Source organism: Anabaenopsis tanganyikae CS-531 (genome assembly GCF_029891675.1).
In the GTDB taxonomy this organism is placed as follows: Bacteria; Cyanobacteriota; Cyanobacteriia; order Cyanobacteriales; family Nostocaceae; genus Anabaenopsis; species Anabaenopsis arnoldii.
In genome coordinates, this window is sequence record NZ_JANQDF010000073.1 from 1 (window position 1) to 19,382 (window position 19,382).

Sequence of the window (19,382 nt, forward strand, 5' to 3'; positions counted from 1 at the left end):
CTGGTTCTGTATCCACTAGAGTATCGGCATTCCCAGACTTTTGATTGCGGTATTGTTCGCTTAATCTCTCGATCTCGGCTTCTAGGCTATTGGTTTGAGCCTGAGGAATGGGTGTGGGTGCTTTTTCTGGTTCTGTAGCCACTAGGGTATCGGCATTTCCAGACTTTTGATTGCGGTATCTTTGCCTTAATCTCTCGATGTCCGCATGTAAGCCACGGAGACCTTGATGATCTGTTGTGCTGGCCCCTTCCTCAGAGGACTTTTGAGCCTGCTGCGTTTGCTCGGAGATGGTTGGTATAGGTATATCGCCACCTAATCCCTCGGCATTAATACTAGTAAATTCCGTATCTGTATATACTTTTTGCTGCTGATTGGCAATTACTGGTATGGGTATACTCACACTGTCGTTATTGGTATATACTGGTAACTGTGATGAAGCAACAGGTAGACTAGGGTAGATACTGGGGGTGGTGACAGGGGAGTTGGCTGGCTGGGGCGCAGTACTAGAATAGGTCTTATTGGAGTTAAGTACAGTTGGTACCTGAATGGCTCTAAAGCTCTTAATCTCAGAGGCGGGAATAGTCAGCCTTTGGCTAATTTTGAGATCGTGTGGATTGATCAGATTATTTGCCTGGACTAGTTCTGAAATGGAAATATTGTACCTAGTGGCGATCGCTGCTAATGTATCTCCAGGTTTAACTTCGTAATTTCTATCACCCGACAAGGCTGGAATTTGCCGGGGTTTTGTTAACCCTTGCGAGTTCGACTTATTTGTTTCTGGTCTTTGTGTAAACTCGGATAATAAATCTTTGTTATTGTCATTATTGACAGTGGATAACTCTTCTACGTTTGCTATCCCTTTCGGCTGTGTGGAACCTCTGTCAGTTTTTGATAAATTTTTTGTCTCCTCAGACCGCAACTCCGCCAGACTCTTTCTTAAACGGTTCGATTTTTCTTGTAAGCGATTTAGGGCAAATTCTTGCTGCGCCTTGAGTTGATCATTATTTTCATCACTGGTATCTGTGTTTTCCAGTACTTGTAGTTGTGGTTCCCCTGTGAGGTTCGCTGTCTCCGTTGATAATTCCTGTGCTGCTGGGGATTGTGACTTCCAGGATGTAGAAACAGGAACCGGATCAGACATTTCGCTCTCGGTAACTTGCAATCTAGCTTCCAGTTCAGGTAACTGTGAAATCGCTGTTGGTTCGAGGATGATAGAATTTTTGGGGATTCTTGCTGAGACGACTGTTTGGGTCTCCGGCTTTATGGAAGCAAATTTGACCGTGGTGTCAGACGCAGCAGGAATTGTTGAAGTTACTTTTTGGCTACCTACAGAAGCTGCTGCGTGGGCTTCATCGCTTTGTCGAGTCACCAAAAGGCTGGTTGCTCCCATTGAGATGGCCAAACCAATCATGGCCGCTTGTTTACCTACCCGGCGGTTAACCTTGGGATGAACTAAAGTATTTAGGTTTTCTATGTTTTCCACTGGGGTATCATCACTGCTGGGGGTATTTTTCAGCACAGCCTCTTCTCTTTTTTTCAATGCTCGTTTCAAAGACGACCTCCTATGATCACTAGTGCTTAACTGATCTCGATTTTTCAGTCGGATACTAGTCAATGGTTTAGATCACATCGAAATGATAGATCAAGATCAACCTCACCAGAGATACTTACGCAAGATTAACTTGCTTCTCTGATTTAGACAAGTTCACACATGGAACCGAAAACTTTAAAGTTGCTGTGCTCACTTGTCCAGTTTTTTTCTACACACCATAGAACTTTTGCTTTTGACCGTTGTCTTTACTGCTTGTGTGACCCTTGCTAGGAGTTAGTGAAGAATATTTATTATATGTTCACCCTGCCAATTGTGGACTTGAGCAATATAGAGGCTCGGACTTTTGGAAAAGCTATGCCCTATGTTCTAGATATATTCAAGGTTTTTCTACTCGATCCGCCTTATCAATAGGAGACTTTACGTTAATTTGTCCCTAAAAATCAACCGTACACACTTCTAACTACTTTTCTAATCCTCGCAATTACTTATCCCACATAAATGTCTCAAATCAATAAACATAAAGGGTTTGAGCTTCTTTGAGATCCTCCTCATGCTGCCTGTGTCTTCATCAAAATCTATAATATAAGTTCCGTAGACTCGCGAATTCAATATACAAATTTCTTATATAACTATGTTAATTTTGGTGAGTATTTATTACTAAGACTATCCTGAAGAGATTTTTGTATAAAATTTAACTATATTTTTATCTTCCCAGAGTGTGTTTGGCGGGGATAAATTACACTCTGAGATCAAGATTTGCGATCGCATCAGGATTGTCAGAGTAAATAGCCCAACTGACGATGAGCTTCAAACAAACTGACTGCGACACTGACGGAAAGATTCAGGCTGCGAACATGAGGCTCTGACATTGGAATATACAGTTTCGCATCGCAATCTGACAGCACTGTGGATGGTAACCCTGTGGTTTCGCTACCAAAAAGCAACCAATCATCGGCTTGAAATTGAAAGCTGGCATAATTAAAATTACCTCGCACAGTGAAGCCTAAGCATCTGCCTCCACGTTGTCGATGTGTGGATTGAAAGGCTGCTAGGGATTCGTGATAGTGTAGTTTGACATAAGGCCAATAGTCTAAACCAGCTCTTTTGAGGTAGCGATCGCTAATTTCAAACCCTAAAGGAGCCACTAAATGTAATTCCGTACCCGTGGCGGCACAAGTACGGGCAATGTTACCTGTATTTGGTGGTATTTGCGGATAAACTAAAACTATCTGGGGCATTGTCTGTAAACTATTTTTTGTATACCTCTATACTGAAATCCTTATAAGTCTATCATTAGATAGAGTCGATTCATAGGTTTTTCTAATAAATCTTCAGTAACACCTCGATATGAATTTTTTTAAACAAAAAACAAATTCCCTAAAACCCCAGACACCAAGAATCTTGGGGAGAGAAAATAATTCTGGGGTTTCTCTGTCCAAATCTACCTTCAGGATGAAGACGGAACCATTAAGCTACCAGGGGCGAACATAATTTGTTTTCTAATTCAACTTCCCGTTCTTCAGTGGCGACAATAGCTTGAGTCAGGACACGCTGAGAGTCAAAACCCACTGCGTGCAGTTGTAACCATTGTTGGGCTTCGTTCCCGGCGCGGAGAATTTTCTGCACAGGAGATAAGAAACAGCTAAAACCATGTTCTTTAGCCATCCCCCAAACTTCTTGATATAATTGGTTAATCCAGTCTCTGGCAAGGATAGGTCTACCGTCTTGCCAATGGTGTAATTGAGCATCAAGACTAGCACTAGCTGCAGCTGCTTCGTTGCTGGCGGTGATAGTCAGCAATTCTTCGGGGGAAAAACTACTTTGGGTTAACGGGTCGAGTTCGGGGTTTGCCATTAACTGTAACAAACGCGCTTCCAGCAAAGCACTAATGGCTAGCAAAGCAATGGGGTCGGTAACTAAGTCACAAATACGTAATTCCAAACGATTCAAGTCATAAGGACGATCATCGCCATTTGGTCTAACTGATGTCCACAAATGCCGGACATTTTGCATAGTTCCCGCAGCTATTTGTGCTTCCATCCATTCAATATGATGGACATGACTAGTAAATAAGGGCACATGGGCGGGAGTTTGAGGAAACACAGCCCAACGGGTGGAATGATAACCCGTAGCCTTGCCATCCAGGAAGGGGGACGAGGCGCTTAAAGCCAGGAATAAAGGGGCTTCTAAACGAATGAGCCGACAAGCCCGCATTAATACATCAGGGTCACTGATGCCGATATTAATATGAACGCTGGCAGTAACTACTTTTGTCCCGTAGGTATTTTCAATGTATTCATGATATGGGTTATTGGGGTTGGAACGAAAAAAGCGATCGCTGCCGCCCAAGGATAAAGTGCTACCAGGAATTAGAGTATAATTACCCAACTTATGCAGGTAGCGGCGCAAATTGCGGCGGGGGCACAGCAAAGCACACAACAATTTCTCATAATCACTCAATGGCTGGGTGGTGTATTCCACATTACGGCTATCCGGTTCCCGCACAAATCCATCCAAAGAGTCTACAATTTTGTCGGAGAGACCGACTATTTCACCTTGAGGCGTACCAGTATACATCTCAATCTCAAAGCCTTTTAATAAGACCACTTTGTTCTCCTCGCCTCTCCTAATGTAAGAATTGTATCGAATTAGACGAATTTTTGCATCTACATTTAAGTTAACTTATAATTTACAAATATTTAATAATAATCTCAGGAAGCACAAAGACAGCGATTATAAACAATGCAGAGGCTGTTTAATGCCTATTTTCGGGAATTTTTCGACTTAACCCCAGGGCGTGAGACTGATTGTTTCTTCTGATGCGGTAAATTTTGTGGTATAATGAACCTGTCGGGTGAGTCATCCTCCTGAGCAATATTCAGGCGGATAAAATCAGTCCATACTTGATTACTGAGTAAGTTTAAAGCGGTTTCCGGTTGATAATATGCTATGGTCTTGATGGTTTTACACCATCCCTGCTGTAAGGATTCCATAAAGGTTTCCTCCCCAGAAAGCTGATTCAACAGGGAAAGCGCCGAAGCTATAGAATCATTTAGTAAATTCTTTGAATTTAAATCTGTAATTACAATATTTAACCACTCTGGCAGAAGTTCCAACCAGTTGCTTTTTTTTATCTCCCTGAGTGCGATATTTTGCATACCTAGGAAACCCCACACAGACAAAGACTCTACAGCTAATTGCAAATCACGGTTTTCTAAAGCTATACCCCATTGAGTTTGTGCATGATTTTGGCAACGAGCAACCAGAAACTGATATGCTTCCTCAACTTGCTGGGGAGCAGTGACTTTATAAACAGACTCACCCTGTGGTAAATATTCCCCACCACAAGAAACCCAGTCATAAAATCCACAAAAATAAGTTTCTTGATCAACTATAACCTCTTTGACATGGGAATCAGCCAGACAGAAAAGTTTTACAGATGATAAACAGTGAGGTGTTTTGAGAGAGCGTAATTTTTCTAGAACATCTGCTGGTGAAATTCCATATGCGATTAAAACCCGTACTCCATCATTAGTCAACTTTTGCAACAGCGTTACAAATTCGTTATTGATAATATCTTGACTCAAACAAGGAGAATAGATGATAATTTGCCGTTTAGCAGAATTTAAAATTTCCCGAAAAGTGGGAGTAATTTCCCCATCGCCTAAGTTTAAAGCTGTTGGGGTAAGTTTTTCTAATCGAGATTCTATTTGAGTATTTTTATAATTAAGAGTAGCTTCACGCTCCTTAACGGCTTCATCGGATAATTGACATAAAGCAAGATACGGTATTTTACCTTTACCTTGCAATACTTCCATGCGTTGTGATGCTGATGCCGAAATTTGCTTACCGCTTCTAATTTCGATACTGAGTTTTTGTGTGACAGCATCGCAAATTACAAACAGTGATATACTTTTCCAGATAATTTGCGCTGGGGCTAAAACTTTACAGTGAGTAACAATTTTACCTAATTCTGGGACATGAAAATCTAAACCTGATAACTGAATACATTTCTGGATTTTTTCAATGCTTAAAGCAGGTATATCATTAATTTTACGGGCAATTTTGATAAAATCTGCTAAATCAGGTAAATTTAACGAGACATCATCCCAGGGTTCAGTAGAAAATATCAGCTTTCCTTCCAAAGCATCGGAAACAGCATATATTTCTACAGGATATGCAGGTTGTGGTACAGAACCTTGGGAGTAAAAAGTTCGTCCTTGATTTGTAACTGTAATGGGGGATGTTGCGGATAAGGTTTCCAACCTTTGCAAATTGGCTGCGGTACTGCGGACAAATATAGGGTCAAGTCCTAATATGGATGCTAATTCATCTTCTGTGGGTGGAGGTGAAAACTCAATTCCAGCACGGATAATAAATTCTTCGAGTACATTAAATTCCCGGGGTTCCTGGATAGATATTTCTACAGGAGTTTGATGTAAACTATAGCGAAATTCATGGGCTGCTAAAACTGATAAGTGAGGATTTTGGGCGGTAATTTCCTCTACTAAATTTATGAGTTTTTTGTCAATAGGTTTAGCCGCAGCACCTAGAAACATCAACGAAACCTCCTTGACGATTTACAGTACGGGAAATATCTAAATACATATCTCCAACTTTTCCACCTTGACGGGTAAATAAATCATGACAACCTACAATTACTAGTAGTTCTTGGGCGCGAGAAAAAGCTACGTTTACCCGTTCTGGTTTATTCGCAAAACCAACATCACCTTGATGATTATTCCGAACCATACTCACAATGACCACAGGGCGTTCCATTCCCTGAAATCTATCCACTGTCCCTGTGCGAATTTCCAAAGAAGGAAATAGTTCCGGTTGTAAACGTTGCTCAATTTTTTTCAGTTGTGCGCCATAGAATGTAATGACTGCAATTTCCTTCTTGGGTGCACCATTGGCGATTTTAGCAGCCCAAGTATGCTCGAATTGCTGACACAGGCGTTCAATTATATCTACTTCGCGAGGATTAAAATAGGAAGTATTTTCCCGTTCTTCTTGGAATTCCAGATCCCTGGGAATGTTTACCCAGATAAGATGGTGATTTTGGTCGATAATTTCCCCTGTCAAATTATGGGCGCGTTGGCTGTCAGGTGCTAAAAGCCCACATTCTAATTTACCCTGATAAAATTGATTGATGGCTGCCATAATGGAGGGGTGCATTCTATATTGGGTAGTCAACATTTGTTTAATGCTTTTGTCAGCAGCTTCAAACTGAATTTTAAATAATGATTCTTCTAAAAATTGCAGTTCTGATTTTGTGCTCCCCAGTGACTGAGCAACTTCTGCTACTGTGCTAGTATCAAGCATGGGTGGTAATTGGCGATGGTCACCTACCAAGACTAACTTTTTGCCTTTTAAAGCTGGAATGAGTAACTCTGGTGGGGTACATTTACTGACTTCATCGATGATGACCACATCAAAGGCTTTAAATTCTTGGGTAAAGTTGTAATTTGCAGCTTGGACACAAGTGATACCGACGACGTTAGCGTTATCTAAGTAAATGCGTTTTAAGTCGTTGCGATCGCGCTCTGAGGGATTTTTGACTTTAGCAATCCAATCTTGGGTAAAATCTTGGTAGCGGTTGAGATAAGTTTCTTCTTGACTCAGTTGGTTTTGCCAAGCATCAAACTGGGCTGTGATAGTCTGTAAAAATTCCCGATCAAATAAGCCTAAATCAAGATTTTTTGGCTTAAATTTATCAGGTATGGTTTCCCAGAACTGTTTCCACCAATTTCTGGATAAAATTAAATCTTCTGTGGGTTGTATTTCGGGTTGTTGATTTAATTTTTCCAGTTGGCTTTGGGTTTCTTGCAGTTTGTGTTGAGCCTGTGTGTTTTGTTGTTGTATAATTAGCACTTTGTCATCTAAAGATTTTTTAATTACCTCCAAGACTGCAACAGGTTGAATGGAACTGATGACAGTTTCTAAATTGAGGAGATGACCCAACCCAGTATTGACATGAGTAGCAAATTCTTGAGGATGTTGCCAAATTTTTGATGGTGTTGTCAGATATTCTGTCACCAAACCGCGTAATTTATCAGGGACATTTTGCTGTTGGTTGAGTAACTGCAAAATCTTGATCACCTGTTCTACTTTTATTTGAGATGAAGTAGCGGATATTTGCTCTTGGGTGGTTCTCTCCAGTTGAGTTAGTTGCTGTTGGAGATACTCCAGGTGTTTTTCAGTTTCAGTTTTAACTCGTGCGACACATTGACGCGCATTGGTGAGAATATCCGCGAGTAATTCTTCACTAACCCGCTTCAGGGTAGAGTCGAGGTGATTTAATTCCCAAACTGTACCATAGACTGACTGCATTCTCAGCAAAAACAACTGGGTGTTTTCCACCAGTAATTGGCGCTGATGTAGGTTCAGGAGTTGATAGTTACTAAACTCTTCGTATATTTTACGCCATTGAGTGCGATCGCTCCCAGATAGGATGATGGGAATTTGACTAAAACTTTGCTCTACAAAGTAACTAAAACTGTGCCGTTTACCGATTCTATCAACAAAGCCCCCATCCGTTTCATAAATAAAGGCTTTTGCTAAAGCTGACAAATCTGGCAAATTCACCTGATATTTATGAGGTAATATAGGTAACTTTAACTGCTGGGCGAACAGCAACAAACCCAGTGGTAACTGTAGCAATTCCGGCGTTAATATTTGTCCCGACTGCTGGCATTCTTTAATTATTTGATATAATACAATAGGTGCTGTAAACTTCCATTCTTTAACAGCTGCAATTACATAATCAATCTCGCGTTTGCGGTTTTGCCAACCTTGAATTGTCTGCTGTAAATTTTGCTGTTTAGCTAGAAATTCCTGCTCATTAATGGCTGTTGAAGAATATTGGGAAATCGGAGATACTTCTGTGACAACCTCCGACATTGCCACAATTATATCTTGGGCGTAATGGAATGCTGTTTTAAAATCAGCTAATTGAGTAGCTACATTTTCACACAACCAAAATGCTAAACCAAATGCACCATGAGCAGGACGGACTAAACCCAGTTTATCAGTCCACTTGATAGCTTGACCCACATTGGTCAAAAAATCAGCGACCGAACTATTATTTTCTGTATATAAATGAAGCTGTGGTAAATAATTTTTAACTTCTGGTGCTTCCCAATTAATATTTGGCGCATTTTTGAGTACATAATCTAAGCCTAATCCAATGGATTGTAGCTGATTTTTTTCAGATAAACTTTCCTGATAAATGTCTGCTATATTTCTACAGCTTGCTGCTAAAATTTGCTTTTGCTGATTTAATTGATTTTGTTGCTGATTTAGTTCCTCTTCTAACTGTAAATAATCTGTAAATTGTGGTAATGCTAACAACAACTCAGCCAATATTTTCACATTTTCCCGACGTTTAACCAGACTATTTTCACAGTCATTCGCCGTATTTTCCAGCCATGTACCAATAACTTGATCTTCTAAAAATGGCTGTCCTTCTTCCCCCACTTTGTGGGCGCGTCCTTTGCGCACCGCGCGGATAACTGGGTTGTGAACTAATCGACTCAGAGCATTATCCACCGCTAAATTAGCTTGAGAAGCGATAAGAGTACGTCCACCCCGCCGGGCTATTTGATAACAAATTTCTGCAATTACAGTAGTTTTACCAGTACCGGGGGGACCTTGGATGAGAACTAAATCTTCAGCTGCTAAGACCTTCTCTACAGCTGCTTTTTGTCCAGCATTAGCAGAAGATAATAATAAATCATCCCCTTGCAGTCCTACGGTTTTCTTAATACACCTGGACTGGGAAGCATCGAATAAAAAGTTACCCAAGTAAGGATTTTGAGTGTGTCCCTGCTTTAATTGTTCTAAAGCTTCCTTCTTGCGCCTAACTTGTTGAATATCACCAGCAGCATCAAAAAATAAAAATCCCTTCACTGGTATTTGATAACGTTGTGTAGCGATATATTCCGCTACTTCCCGTTCTAATTTGACTTTGATTAAACAATTTTTCACATCAACTTGATCAATTGTACCTAGTTGAGGAATTTTGTAAGTTAGTTTCCCTATAGGAACAGTTTCCGCAAGTTTAACTTCTTGGTTTTTGGAACGTTTTACCCGTTCCCAGAAACTGGAGACATTTAAATAATTTTCTTCAGCACCATCGAGAGTAGCCGAGGTAACATCTACTTCAAAGGTAATATCTCTGCTGTTACGCCCATAATTATTACTGACAAATGCCACACAAAACTGACGGGATTTAGCAATATTTTCCTCAACTTGTAAAAATGCTTTCCAGGCTTGTAACTGTTCTTCTGTGGGTATATGCTCACCGCAAATAGGCATTTTTTCCATGCGTGCTAATGCAAGTTTAGGAATACCTAAACGATGTTGAGCATGAGACAGCAAACGTAAGGTAAAAGCAACAGAGTAACCATCAGCCCGTCCCCGGGAAAGTGGCAAAAACCGAATTGATAAAATTTTTAAACCGCCTATTCCATCCTGGGAAATAGCTGCAATTAAACTTAATGTTTTACCTTGCTTTTCCATCTGTTTAGGTAAGGGAAAATCATCTCTATCAGTGGCAATTGTTAACTGCCAAATTTCCTCATCTTGATGTTTTCCTGCACCTTGACGACGCACATAAAACAGACAAACTTCCTCACCCAGTAAATCAATTATCTCATTTTGAGCCACTGAATTAACACATTTATAGCTCCAGGTTTGGTAATTTTGCTTGTGGGAAAAAGTGGGCATAGATACAGTGGAATTTACTGATGTGTGAGATAATATAGTTTAGCACCTGGGAAAAAACAAAGAACCACTGCGCCAAGGTGGGGAACTAATTTATAGCCTATACTGATGATAAACCTGAGTAGCAGCACGATGTAACAAAGAGTGTCGCCAAACCAGAGACCTCATATCATCGGCGTAACCCCCTCCAATAACACAAGCTACAGGATAACCAGCACCCACGCAGGTACTTAAAACCTGCATTTCCCGGCGGAAAATTCCCGTATCACTCAGGGCTAATTTTCCTAAGCGATCGCCGATATGAATATCTACCCCTGCATCGTATAATACTAAATCAGGGCGAATGTTGGACAGCAAATCTGGTAAATAATTCGCCAAAGTTTGTAAATATTCATCATCTTCCATTCCCACCCTCAGGGGAACATCCAAATCACTGGTTTGTTTAGTACCAGGAAAATTAACTTCACAGTGCATGGAGAAAGTAAACACACTCTCATCTGTTTGGAAAATGACAGCTGTACCATCCCCTTGATGCACATCTAAATCCACAATCAGAACTTTTTGCACAAGTCCGAGTTTTTGTAACACTCGACAAGCGATCGCTAAATCGTTGAAAATACAAAAACCAGAACCATAACTAGGAAAAGCATGATGAGTACCACCAGCTGTATTACAAGCTAAACCCTGACTCAGTGCCATCTGGGCAGTAAGTATTGTACCACCAACCGCGACGCAAGTACGATTTACCAGTGCTGGACTCCAAGGTAACCCAATACGACGCTGTGCTTTCGGTTCTAGTGTTCCCTCGCAGTAAGCTTGAACATATTCTGGAGTATGAACCAACTTAATTAACTCGCGGGGTGGGGGTAATGGTGTGTGAAATTGTGCTGTTTGCGCTACACCGTCAGCTAACAGCAATTCATACAGTTGTCGGAACTTGGACATCGGGAAGCGATGCCCTGGTGGTAATGATGTAATATAATCTGGATGGTAAATAATTGGCAGTTCCATAATCTAAAATTACCAGTAAATCAGGCAAATAGACAAGCTAGAATTTAGCAAAAATATAAAACTCTAAATTAATTATGCAGCAATGGATTGTACCAATAGTATTTATTCTCCTTGGCTGGATGGCTGGGTTGATTGGTGAAAAAGTTTTTTTTAAAAAACTCAGAGAATTTGTTCTTGAAAAGCAGATACCAGGCGGTGAAATCATATTTACAGCTTTACACCGCATGACATTTTTTTGGTTTTTGCTAGCAGGTTTCTCAGGGGCTTTTTTGTATTCTTCCCTGAATATCAACAATGATATTAAAATTATCCTGCAAAAAATAATTACCATTTTATTACTTTACTCAGTCACCTTAGTCTTAGCTAGATTGACTGCTGGTTTTGTAAATTTATTCATACAGAGAACAGCAGGAGTACCTGCATCTTTAATTTCTAATTTAGCTAAGATTGGTGTTTTCATCTTGGGAATACTCATCCTCCTGCAAACTATAGGTGTGCAAATTACACCCATAGTTACAACTTTAGGAGTTGGTGGTTTAGCCGTTGGTTTGGCGCTCCAAGATACATTGGCTAATTTATTTTCTGGTTTTTATCTGATTATCTCTAAGCAAGTGAGAACTGGAGATTATCTGAAATTAGATGATGGATATGAAGGTTATGTTACAGATATCAATTGGCGGAATACAACTATTAAAGAGATTAAAAATAATATTATTGTTGTTCCTAATTCTCGCCTAGCATCAGCGATTTTTACTAACTATCACCTACCAGCTAAGGCAATTACTTTAATCATGGATATCGGTGTCGGTTACGAAAGTGATTTAGAAAAAGTAGAAATAGTGACTGTAGAAGTAGCCAAAGAAGTGATGGCAGAAATTGCCCCAGAGTTAATAGAAAATGAACCTATTATTAGATTTCATACCTTTAATGATTTTAGTATAGATTTTAAATTATCTATGCGGGTAAATGAATATTTTGACCAGCGCATTGCGAGACACTTACTAATTAAGAAATTACATAAACGTTATCAACAAGAAGGAATCCAAATCCCCTTTCCTGTCAGAGAGGTTTATTTCCATAATCAGGGATCTGAAAATTCAAATCTTGATGTAAACTAATTCACCGCCATCAAAAATAATACTTTTTTCGTTGTCGAAAATTAGCTACCGACTGCACTAAACCCAAAGCAATGAAATTCGTCAACATAGCCGAACGTCCGTAACTCATCCAAGGTAGGGGAATTCCTGCTACAGGGGCTAAACCAACAGTCATCCCTATGTTAACAATTAGCTGAAATAATATCATTGACAAAACCCCAATAGCTAACAATGAACCAAAGTTATCTTTAGCAGTTTCAGCTATACGTAATAGGCGAAAGCAGATCAAACAGAAGACGAAAAGCACCACTAAACAACCCACAAAACCCAGTTCTTCCCCCACGGCGGAGAAAATAAAGTCTGTATGTTGTTCGGGAACAAAATTTAGTTGTGTCATCGGACCTTTAAACAAACCCCATCCCCAAACTTCACCAGCACCTATAGCGATGCGAGACTGGTGTTGATGATAGCCAACTCCAAAAATATCGTGTCCAGGTCTGAGAAATACAGTTAGGCGGTTTTTCTGATAATCCCTCAATATATGCTCCCAGACAAAAACTCCCAATTCACCACCTAACAAGTTGAGGGCTGAGGCCCCAATAGCATTGAGGGCAGATTTCCGCCAGGGGAGAGTATACCACCCTACAATACCCATAGCCACTACCCAAACTAACCCTAAAACTCCGAAAGATAATATGTTAAATACATTTACTGGCTCTGACAAAGGCCAATTTATACTAAACAGAATAGCAGAAATTATCGGCGAAATCATCAGCACCAGCCAGCCAGGATGAGCATTTGCCCAGTACAGCATTCCTAAGACGATGGCACCAAACACCAAAGATGTGGCCAAATCTGGCTGTAAAAATACTAATCCCCAAGGAATAGCAGTAATTGCCAAAGTCCGAAATACACTTTCCAGGGTGGAAGCTGTGCGCTTGTGTAATACAGCCGCTAAGGTGATAATCAGCCCGATTTTGGCAAATTCCGAAGGCTGGACGTTAAACCCACCAATGCTAATCCATCGCTGCGCTCCTTTCGCGCTGGTACCAATGATCATGACCGCGATCAGACTGAGATTTGTGAGTGCGTATGTTACCCAATGCCACTGAATCAGATTTTCATAACGGCTACGAGCTAAAAACAAGGCTATCACAACGCCAATGCCTGCTACCAACCAGTGCCAGAACCAGTCGGTCACTGGTTGCGTTAGTTCCGTACTCAATATCATTAAGCCACCAAATGTACTCATGCCAATAGTTAGCCAAAATAGCATCCAATCGATTTGCTGCCAGGAATTCAGCCAATGTTGCCGGCGAATTTGGGGGATAAAACGTTTGAAGATCATGTGTAAATTTATAATATTTAATATTGAATCTGCATTCCTGGGCTATTACCCAGGAATCAAAAAAGAACTACTTGATTATGTCAGAGCGGCAACTGATATTTTACCGGCGATATTTAGAGCGATCGCTTTTAATGCTTGTGCTGAGGCTGAATCTGGATCTGCTATAACTATTGGTACACCACTATCACCACCGACTCTGGTGGAAATCTCCAGAGGAATGCACCCCAGTAAAGGTACTCCCAACTCAGATGCTGTCTTGGAACCCCCACCGGAACCAAAGATGTCATAGTGCTTATCTGGCATATCTGGGGGAATAAAGTAGCTCATATTTTCTACGATTCCTAACACAGGGACATTCATTTGCTGGAACATTCGCAAACCTTTACGTGAGTCTAACAGGGCGACATTTTGCGGTGTAGTAACAATTACAGCCCCTGACATCGGCACTGCCTGGGTTAAAGTTAATTGAGCGTCACCGGTTCCCGGTGGCATATCGACGATTAAATAATCCAGTTGTCCCCATTCCACTTGATAGAGAAACTGGCGAATCACACCATTAAGCATGGGACCGCGCCAAATCACTGGCTGGTCTGGGTCAATCAAAAAGCCCATTGAGACTAATTTGACACCGTGATTAAAAGCAGGTTCGAGAATGTCACCTTTATCTGTGGAACGCACAACAATTTCAGCATCAGCTAGCCCCAGCATAGTTGGGTCATTGGGTCCGTAAATATCGGCATCTAGCAATCCCACTTTTGCCCCTGTTTGTGCTAAAGCTACAGCTACATTCACCGCTACTGTGCTTTTACCAACACCGCCTTTACCGCTGGAAACAGCCAGAATATTTTTCACCCCAGTAATCCCAGTCCTATCTGGTAAGCTTTTTTGTTGGGGTGTTTCTGCAGTAACATCTACACTTACCTCTGTAACACTAGGTAGCTGTTTAATCGCTTTTTTGCAATCTTCAACGATAAATTCACGTAGGGGACAAGCTGGTGTGGTTAACACCAAAGTAAAGCTAACCTTGCCATCCTCAATTTTGACGTTGCGAATCATATTCAGTTCCACCAAACTCTTGCGGAGTTCTGGGTCTTCTACCGGTCGCAAAACTGCTAAAACTGACTCGGAATCAAGAACATCGTACATACTCTTGTAACAAAATTTAAGAAAATTTTATGATCATCTAATATGATCTTAACTTTGTTTGGGAAGTGGTCTGGATTCCCTAAAAATCAAAACAACTATCATGGAGTGATTTTTTCTTCCCTGAGACTGTTGCTAATCCAGCCTTTTCTACGTATTCCACTAAGGAACGTGCTACACGATCTGCATAAGGGCGTGATAATGACCAAATTAGGGGGGACAACCAACCCCGGAGAGTGACTGAATAAGATAAACAAGTACCACAAACTGTAGACTCTACTCGGTAAGTAACTCGTTCTTCGATACCTGGAATCGCCATGACTCGGATACTTAACATTTCATGAGGTTTAACACCCTCGACAAAAATCCGGATGGGAATAGGCGAAAAGCGGGTGATGGCTTGGTAAATTAATCCCGGTTTGGGTACTAATCCATAGGGTACGTTAGTACTTTTGAGCAGGGGATGCCAGGAAACATCTGTTAAATCTACTACTTTTAGCCAGAGATCATCTACGGATGCAGAACTAATCTCTCGATACGTTCGCACCAGAGAAGCGCAAAACTGACGACGTTTGCGGTGGATGCATTTGGATAACCAACTTCGCATTTGCCTCATCCTCCTTCCTATGCAGCTGCTGATGACTCTGGTATGGTGAATCAGATTACCTCAAAGTAGAGATCGCTCATAGGGTCATTCACCAGAGTCTGGTGTTGATACCAGAATGTTTACATCAAGAAGTACAAAAAAAACTCAGTTAATATACAAGCCTATACGCATTTGAGGGAAAATAACTCTAGTCATGCCCATCAATCTTGTAAATGCTGACAAGTAAGACAAAAGCAGATTAGGCAAATTAAGCCGATAAATTGGCTGGATTTGTCCACAAATTTGAGAATTAACAAGTTTGTGGCTTTTTAGAAAATGTAATTTAAGTCTCGGAATCTATGTTGACTAATTCGCAAACGCCAACTGTAGACGCAACACCATCCCAGTCTTTACCTCCAACTGATTCTCAGTCGAGGGTAAGTCAGTTTATGAAACAGTTACAAGATGAAATTACCCAAAAACTGGCAGCAGTAGATGGTGTAGGTAAGTTTCATGAGGATAGTTGGGAACGTCCGGAAGGAGGTGGCGGGCGATCGCGTGTGCTGCGTGATGGTGCAGTATTTGAACAAGCTGGTGTAAATTTCTCTGAAGTTTGGGGTTCTCATCTACCCCCATCAATTTTAGCCCAACGCCCAGAAGCCTCAGGACAGGGTTTTTATGCTACAGGTACTTCACTGGTACTACACCCCCGCAATCCTTATGTGCCCACAGTTCACCTGAATTACCGCTATTTTGAAGCCGGACCAGTGTGGTGGTTCGGTGGCGGTGCTGATTTAACTCCTTATTACCCCTTTGCTGAAGATGCTGCGCATTTTCATAACACACTTAAGCAAGCTTGTGACCAACATCACCCAGACTATTACCCAGTGTTTAAGCGCTGGTGTGATGAATATTTTTACTTGAAACATCGGAACGAAAACCGTGGTGTCGGTGGGATATTTTTGGATTACCAAGATGGCCAGGGTATGTTATATCGCGGTCCTGACCCCAATGGCCAAGCGGCTATTTATAGCCAACAAGTGGGGGCACCATCAACCCGCAATTGGGAAGATTTATTTGCTTTGGTGCAAGATTGTGGCCGGGCATTTTTGCCGGCATACACGCCCATTGTAGAACGGCGACGGGAAATGGAATATGGCGATCGCGAACGGAATTTCCAACTCTATCGTCGCGGTAGGTATGTAGAATTTAACTTGGTTTATGACCGAGGCACTATTTTTGGACTCCAAACCAACGGACGTACAGAATCTATTCTCATGTCTTTACCTCCTTTGGTCCGTTGGGAATACGGTTACCAGCCAGAACCCAATACTCCAGAAGCCGAGTTGTATGAAATTTTCCTCAAACCGCAAGATTGGGTCAACTGGACAACTAAAACTCAATAAAACCACCGCTAATTCCCCATCTAGACTCATGTCAGATGGGGATCAACGTCCAGGGATGGCGAGCAGAGTGTCAAATCAATCCCCCTGTGGTTTTCCTGTATCCGTTTCAAAATCTCAAATCTTTGTAGGATTGTCAAAATATTAGCTGGCTCGCCAAACAAGGGCTAAAGATGTCCATAGACAAACCAAACTCAATACTTACCCAAGGCAATTAAATTTGGACAAAAACTTATAAATGATACGGATCGGAAACCTGAACTTGGCAAAGTCACCTTTAAGCGACAAAATGTAATAACGTCGCTCTTAACATTCTTAACATTTTATTCGTGAATAACGTCCGTACTGTCTCAGATACAAAACGAACTTTTTACTCGCTGCACACCCGACCGATTAACACCATTTATCGTCGGGTAGTTGAAGAGTTGATGGTGGAAATGCATCTGCTATCAGTCAATAGTGGTTTTACCTACAATCCAATTTATGCCTTGGGTGTAGTCACCAGCTTTGACCGCTTTATGCAAGGCTACCAACCAGAACGAGATCAGGAATCGATTTTTAATGCCTTATGTCAGGCTGTGGAACAAGAACCGCAACGTTACCGAGAGGATGCCCAACGGCTGCAAGCTTTAGCCCAAGACCTACTAGTACAGAATTTAATTGCTTGGTTAAGCCAAGCCACTCATTTAGATCGAGATCCTGATTTACAAGGACAACTCCAAGCGATCGCTAACAATTCCCAGTTTAAATACAGCCGCTTATTTGCGGTTGGTTTATTCACATTATTAGAACAGTCGGCTCCTGAGTTAGTCAAGGACGAAAAACAACGAACCGAAGCATTAAAAACCATTGCGGCTGGTTTACATCTATCTGATGAAAAACTTACTAAGGATTTGGAACTATACAGTTCTAATCTAGAAAAGATGGCTCAAGCCCTGGTAGTTATGGCAGATATGGTATCTGCTGATCGCAAGAAACGCGAACAGCGTCAACAACAAACTACGACCCCAGTTGCTCCCCCATCTGTAACCGAATAGCCACTATAATTCGTAATTCGTAGTTCTTGCTCAGGAACAAATTTGATTGTTTCCATTCATAAGTTGAGGATTTGCTACCTCAATTAATTAGGAATTACGAACTACGAATTAATCCTTTTTTCCTAAACACCTAATAATTTGTAAATCAGGCTGTTGATGATACTCAAGGCAAAAGCTCCTAGTACAGCACTCCAGATGCCAAAACGTAAGCGGAACCCCTCTACTAACCAAGCCGCAATACTAAAACACACAACGGCAATCATAAAGGTGAAAATGCCGGATAATAAGTTGAAGGTGAGTAAATCGGGGACTGTAAATATGAGGCTTAAAATAGGTCTCACTACTGCTGTGACAATACCCAGAACTGCGGCGGAAAAAAATGCCTTTTGTGGAGAGTCAATTTCCACTCCCAAAGGGAGCTTACTAATAATCAATAAGCTGATAGATGTTACCAACCAAACAATTAAAAGCGTCACAATATTCATGCCACAACCCTTGAAACGTGAACGGTGATCGGCGCTAAATTACTAAGTCTGACCAGGGATAAATTTTTGAAGCTTAACCAATTATTTATAAATTAACAGATATTTTTATCTAAACATACTTTATTCCAGATATCTTTAGGTTTAACCCCTTCGAGTTGGGCGGAAAATACACCCATCTCCTAAGAGGATGTTTGTCAAGTCATGATTAGTGTATCAAATATTGTTTGACCCCTCCCTAACCCTCCCCTTGTAAGGGGAGGGGACTGGATTTTATTGTTTTTTGTGTGGTCGGTGTGTTCCCCAATCCTTCCCAATCCTTCGGTGTTCGGTGTGTTCGGTGTGTTCGGTGTTAAGCAAGAAGAGGAGTTAGGGGTGAGGTTCCATACTTAATTAAAACCTCACGTTCAGGGGAATTGTATTACCTTTGAGGTGTGGGAGGAGTTTCAGGTGCTATAGGGACTTGGGGCGCTAGTTCATTGGGTAACACTGGGGACTGGACATCAGGATTTACCCCCGGAACTGGTGCCATGGGAAAATTAGGTAGATTAAATGAGTCACTGGTTAATGGGGCAGGTCCTGGTATAATTCCCAAGGAAACGCGATCGCCACCTACTTGCCGCATCAAGTCTAAGATTGAAATTACATCATTATAGGTTGCTGTACGAGATGCATTTAACACCAAAGTTCCACTAGGGTTAGCGGCGAGATATTGCCTTAAGTTTTGTACTAACTGATCTCGTTGTACAGGCTGCTTTTCTATGTAAAGATTACCTATAGCATCAAGAGTGATAATGCGAGTGGCATTCTCTGAGATGAGACCAGTGGCTGTACTTGTACTAGCTTTAGGTAAATCAATATTAATCGCCTGTTGTCGAGTAAATTGCAAAGCCGCCAACAGAAAAAACGTCAGGATGCAAAAAACGACATCAATTAAGGGGAGGATTTGAATTTGTGTTTCTTCAACTGGGCTCTGTAAATTAATTTTCATACCTG

14 protein-coding genes are annotated in these 19,382 nt (G+C 41.2%); 3 read left to right on the forward strand and 11 right to left on the reverse strand.

Annotated features, from left to right (window positions below):
- The 6 genes from NWP22_RS07410 to NWP22_RS07435 all read right to left on the reverse strand — a co-directional run.
- Window positions 1-1,552: LysM peptidoglycan-binding domain-containing protein (locus tag NWP22_RS07410; RefSeq protein ID WP_280801690.1), on the reverse strand; the 1,552-nt coding region annotated here is incomplete at its 3' end.
- A 776-nt stretch (window positions 1,553-2,328) separates the two neighbouring features.
- The gene (locus NWP22_RS07415; RefSeq protein WP_271732713.1) at window positions 2,329-2,790 is read right to left on the reverse strand and encodes a tRNA (cytidine(34)-2'-O)-methyltransferase; all 462 of its coding nucleotides are present in this window, start codon (window positions 2,788-2,790) and stop codon (window positions 2,329-2,331) included.
- Between the two features lie 229 nt (window positions 2,791-3,019).
- The gene (gshA, locus tag NWP22_RS07420) at window positions 3,020-4,159 is read right to left on the reverse strand and encodes a glutamate--cysteine ligase (protein ID WP_271732714.1); all 1,140 of its coding nucleotides are present in this window, start codon (window positions 4,157-4,159) and stop codon (window positions 3,020-3,022) included.
- A 155-nt stretch (window positions 4,160-4,314) separates the two neighbouring features.
- Window positions 4,315-6,111: a phospholipase D-like domain-containing protein gene (locus tag NWP22_RS07425; RefSeq protein WP_271732715.1), complete on the reverse strand. Its 1,797-nt coding sequence runs from the start codon at window positions 6,109-6,111 to the stop codon at window positions 4,315-4,317.
- Complete coding sequence (locus tag NWP22_RS07430; protein ID WP_271732716.1) at window positions 6,089-10,282, reverse strand: DEAD/DEAH box helicase; 4,194 nt, start codon at window positions 10,280-10,282, stop codon at window positions 6,089-6,091. The genes NWP22_RS07425 and NWP22_RS07430 overlap by 23 nt, the downstream gene beginning before the upstream one ends.
- Window positions 10,283-10,372: 90 nt before the next feature.
- Window positions 10,373-11,290 (reverse strand): histone deacetylase family protein, encoded by a 918-nt coding sequence (locus NWP22_RS07435; RefSeq protein WP_271732717.1) that lies wholly within the window; start codon window positions 11,288-11,290, stop codon window positions 10,373-10,375.
- A 74-nt stretch (window positions 11,291-11,364) separates the two neighbouring features.
- Here NWP22_RS07435 and NWP22_RS07440 point away from each other — a divergent pair, with 74 nt between their 5' ends.
- On the forward strand, window positions 11,365-12,408 hold the full coding sequence (locus NWP22_RS07440) for a mechanosensitive ion channel family protein (RefSeq protein ID WP_271732719.1): 1,044 nt from the start codon (window positions 11,365-11,367) through the stop codon (window positions 12,406-12,408).
- Window positions 12,409-12,418: 10 nt separating this feature from the next.
- On the opposite strand, the gene rodA is transcribed toward NWP22_RS07440, so the two are convergent.
- From rodA to NWP22_RS07455, 3 genes are all read right to left on the reverse strand, one after another.
- Window positions 12,419-13,735, reverse strand: a complete 1,317-nt coding sequence (rodA, locus tag NWP22_RS07445; RefSeq protein WP_271732721.1) for a rod shape-determining protein RodA — start codon at window positions 13,733-13,735, stop codon at window positions 12,419-12,421.
- 75 nt (window positions 13,736-13,810) lie between these two features.
- A complete protein-coding gene (locus NWP22_RS07450) occupies window positions 13,811-14,881 on the reverse strand; it encodes an Mrp/NBP35 family ATP-binding protein (protein WP_271732723.1) in 1,071 nt (356 codons plus the stop codon).
- Between the two features lie 79 nt (window positions 14,882-14,960).
- Window positions 14,961-15,485 carry an SRPBCC family protein gene (locus NWP22_RS07455; RefSeq protein WP_271732725.1) on the reverse strand — a complete coding sequence of 175 codons (525 nt, stop codon included), beginning with the start codon at window positions 15,483-15,485 and terminating at the stop codon, window positions 14,961-14,963.
- Between the two features lie 338 nt (window positions 15,486-15,823).
- Between NWP22_RS07455 and hemF the strand changes: the two genes are divergently transcribed.
- Window positions 15,824-16,870 carry an oxygen-dependent coproporphyrinogen oxidase gene (gene hemF / locus NWP22_RS07460; protein WP_271732726.1) on the forward strand — a complete coding sequence of 349 codons (1,047 nt, stop codon included), beginning with the start codon at window positions 15,824-15,826 and terminating at the stop codon, window positions 16,868-16,870.
- A 326-nt stretch (window positions 16,871-17,196) separates the two neighbouring features.
- Window positions 17,197-17,904, forward strand: a complete 708-nt coding sequence (psb29, locus tag NWP22_RS07465; RefSeq protein WP_271732728.1) for a photosystem II biogenesis protein Psp29 — start codon at window positions 17,197-17,199, stop codon at window positions 17,902-17,904.
- A 122-nt stretch (window positions 17,905-18,026) separates the two neighbouring features.
- On the opposite strand, the gene NWP22_RS07470 is transcribed toward psb29, so the two are convergent.
- Together NWP22_RS07470 and NWP22_RS07475 are read right to left on the reverse strand one after the other, a co-directional pair.
- The gene (locus tag NWP22_RS07470; protein WP_271732730.1) at window positions 18,027-18,389 is read right to left on the reverse strand and encodes a phage holin family protein; all 363 of its coding nucleotides are present in this window, start codon (window positions 18,387-18,389) and stop codon (window positions 18,027-18,029) included.
- Between the two features lie 418 nt (window positions 18,390-18,807).
- The gene (locus NWP22_RS07475) at window positions 18,808-19,377 is read right to left on the reverse strand and encodes an ExbD/TolR family protein (RefSeq protein WP_271732731.1); all 570 of its coding nucleotides are present in this window, start codon (window positions 19,375-19,377) and stop codon (window positions 18,808-18,810) included.
- Window positions 19,378-19,382 lie beyond the last annotated feature (5 nt).